This window comes from Virgibacillus alimentarius, from assembly GCF_000709085.1.
In the GTDB taxonomy this organism is placed as follows: domain Bacteria; phylum Bacillota; class Bacilli; order Bacillales; family Amphibacillaceae; genus Virgibacillus_B; species Virgibacillus_B alimentarius.
Window position 1 is genome coordinate 1 of record NZ_JFBD01000136.1, and the last position, 3,107, is coordinate 3,107.

The 3,107-nt window shown below is 34.8% G+C and carries 4 protein-coding genes; 1 reads left to right on the forward strand and 3 read right to left on the reverse strand.

Annotated features, from left to right (window positions below; all coding sequences use genetic code 11):
• Nucleotides 1–298: 298 nt before the first annotated feature.
• From ntdP to mutY, 3 genes are all read right to left on the reverse strand, one after another.
• Nucleotides 299–832, reverse strand: coding sequence for a nucleoside tri-diphosphate phosphatase (gene ntdP / locus GZ63_RS0115975; protein WP_029271280.1), 534 nt, complete (start codon nucleotides 830–832; stop codon nucleotides 299–301).
• 165 nt (nucleotides 833–997) lie between these two features.
• Nucleotides 998–1,165, reverse strand: a complete 168-nt coding sequence (locus tag GZ63_RS0115980; protein ID WP_029271282.1) for a gamma-type small acid-soluble spore protein — start codon at nucleotides 1,163–1,165, stop codon at nucleotides 998–1,000.
• A 91-nt stretch (nucleotides 1,166–1,256) separates the two neighbouring features.
• Nucleotides 1,257–2,327, reverse strand: coding sequence for an A/G-specific adenine glycosylase (mutY, locus tag GZ63_RS0115985; RefSeq protein WP_029271284.1), 1,071 nt, complete (start codon nucleotides 2,325–2,327; stop codon nucleotides 1,257–1,259).
• A gap of 113 nt (nucleotides 2,328–2,440) precedes the next feature.
• Here mutY and GZ63_RS0115990 point away from each other — a divergent pair.
• Nucleotides 2,441–3,107 (forward strand): metal-dependent hydrolase (locus GZ63_RS0115990; protein WP_029271286.1); only part of this gene is annotated, 667 nt, incomplete at its 3' end.

The window sequence follows — 3,107 nt, forward strand, 5'->3', positions numbered from 1 at the left end:
ATAACATACTTTAAAATTAATGGAATTAATAAGGGAATTGCGAATTTAAAAATCCCAATTATAACTGTCCATAAAATCTTCCATTTATATGGTTTAACAAACTTTAAATATTGTTTGATGGCATTCATGTGGTTTATCTTCCTTTTTAAATAATTATACGTACATATGAAATCATAAACTGCTCTGTCTAAACTACCCCACTTCACAATATACTATAGTTGTTTATGTTAAAGTACAATAGAAAAGCCTTGCCACAAGATTCGTAACAAGGTTTTATACTTTTACTAAATAATCGAAACTAATCTTCTCTATAGGTTAAATATCGTTCATACCACTGATCCACAAAACCTGGTGAAAAAGGCCCTTTCCGTTGAAGCAGCCATTTCAGCAGATAATCGACATTACGGTGTAAAATACGATCCAGAACCATCGGATAATTCATCTGTCTTTTATGCTCTTCATACTCGTCCTCATCTAAAAGTACATATGTCATATCAGGATATATCTTTACGTCTAAATCATAATCAATATATTTCAGAGCCTCTTCTTCATAAATAAAGGGAGAGCTAATATTGCAATAATAATAAATTCCATCATCACGAAGCATACCGATTATATTAAACCAATACTTAGAATGAAAGTAGGTAATAGCAGGTTCTCTTGTGATCCATGTTCTGCCGTTTCCCTCTATTACCTGTGTCTTATCATTAGCTCCAATAACAACGGATTCGGTCCCCTTTAAAACAAGTGTGCTTTCCCATATACGATGTAATTTTCCGTTATGTTTATAGCTGTGTATTTCAATTTTTGATCCTGTTGCTGGAGCATCCATTGTATCTTCCTTCCTGCATGCATTGTCCCAAGCCTGCATATTTACTCTTTCATAATAGTATAAGGGTAATAAAATGAAAGATAAAGTATTATGAATGCCGCTATTAGAAAAGAGCTTCCTTGGGGAAAGGAAGCTCTTTTCACATCTGAAATCGAGGTAAGGTGATTATTTTTTATTTTGCTGAGATTTTTGGTTTTTCTTTTTAACTGATTGAGCATCTGTTTCAGATGCGAACTCAGTACCATATTGGCCTTGAGCAGCTGCTTGGTTTTGTTGCTTTACTTTATTCACGTTTGTACCTGCAGCTGTCTTTTTTGGATTGTTTTTAGCCATCACTATCACCTCCGCATGTATTAATTTATCCATTTCGATAAATGTTATCCGCGAAAAATGATATTTTTATTTTTACAAAATGTACATGTATTTAAATATATTTCATCATATTTACATGCGAGACAGGGAAAGGATAAGATCTTAATTCTCGTTTTTCAGCAAAGTGAAGATGTTTGTTTTTTGTTGATTGATGTTGGATCATTTCTGCCTCATATATTTCCAATTCCCAAATAAGATGGCTAAAAACATGCTTCAACGTTCCTTTTTTTTCCCCAATTTCAATTGTTATACCGTATTCTTCTTCAAACTGTTTTTTAGCTTCCTCTATATTTGTATTTTTCGATTGTACCATTGGAAATTGCCATAAATTTGCTAAAAGCCCCTGGTCGGGACGTTTTTCAATGACAAATTGGTTATCGCTGTTTTTGATTAATAACGCAATATAAGGTATTCTTTTTTGCCTTTTTGCTTTCTTTTTGATTGGAAGCTCCTCTTCCATTCCCTCTGCAAAAGCCTGACAATGCTTTTGAACAGGACAAAACATGCACATAGGAGATTTTGGTGTGCAAATAAGTGCACCCAACTCCATAATGCCTTGATTAAACGAAGATGGGTCTTCCCTTGAAATTAACTGCCGTACGTGATTTTCAAATTGTTTTTTTACTCGTTGTTGTGTAATATCCTCTTCTATTTTTAAAACACGTGAAAGAACACGCATTACGTTTCCATCAACAGCAGGTTCCGGCTGGTCAAAAGCAATCGAAAGAATAGCTCCTTTTGTATATGGTCCAACTCCTTTTAATGATCCCAATACTTTAGGATCATTTGGAACTTCCCCATTATAAATTGCGACAACTTCACGTACCGCAGTTTGTAAGTTCCTCGCACGCGAATAATATCCCAGTCCCTCCCAAGCTTTTAATACATCTTGCTGGTCTGCCTCCGCTAAATCCTTTAATGTTGGATAATTTACCATAAATCGATTAAAATAAGGAATAACTGTATCAACCTTCGTTTGTTGTAGCATAACTTCAGACACCCATATTTTATATGGATCTTGATCCTTGCGCCACGGAAGATCACGTTTATTCGCTTGATACCAATCGATTAAATCTTGTTGAAATGTATGAATGTCAATATTTTGTAACGCTATTTCTTGCATACCATCATATCCTTTTATGTTATAATAAAATTCAGGTATTTATGAACGACACAATAAACTTTTATTTCATTTTAAAAAACACCATGAATGCACGTCTAAGGAGGACCTTAATCATGGATACAGGTACCCATGTTGTTATGGGAATTGCACTAGGCGGACTTGCAACGTTAGATCCAGTTGTCAGTAATGATCCCACGCTATTCAATGCAGTTTTGGCCGGAACAATTATCGGTTCGCAAGCACCAGACTTTGATACAATTTTAAAACTTAAAAATAATGCTACGTATATCCGTCACCACCGAGGTTTAACACATTCTATCCCTGCTGTATTAATCTGGGGGATACTCATCGCTGGAATCATCCATTTATTTGTTCCACAGGTTAATTTTCTGCATTTATGGATATGGACATTCTCAGCGGTGGTGATACATGTGTTTGTAGACCTATTTAATGCTTATGGTACGCAAGCTTATAGGCCTTTTACAAATAAATGGATAGCTTACGGGTTTATCAACACTTTTGACCCCTATATTTTCCTCTTGCATATTGCTGGAATCGGTGCTTGGGGATTAGGTGCAAATCCAGGGTATACATGGTTAATTATTTATACGGTAATTGCTCTATATTATATTAAACGCTATATTGATAAAAAGGAAATAGTAAAGAAAATTTATGATTATTTCCCAAACACTACACAAATTGCTACTTCTCCTACGATTAAACAAAATTACTGGCGAGTAGCTATTACAACACCTGATAAGTTTTATGTAGGTGCTGTTG

Bases quoted from the DNA above. Each gene is read 5' to 3' on its own strand.
- ntdP (WP_029271280.1), bottom strand. From the start codon at position 832: ATGGATGCTCCAGCAACAGGATCAAAAATTGAAATACACAGCTATAAA.
- GZ63_RS0115980 (WP_029271282.1), bottom strand. From the start codon at position 1,165: ATGGCTAAAAACAATCCAAAAAAGACAGCTGCAGGTACAAACGTGAAT.
- mutY (WP_029271284.1), bottom strand. From the start codon at position 2,327: ATGCAAGAAATAGCGTTACAAAATATTGACATTCATACATTTCAACAA.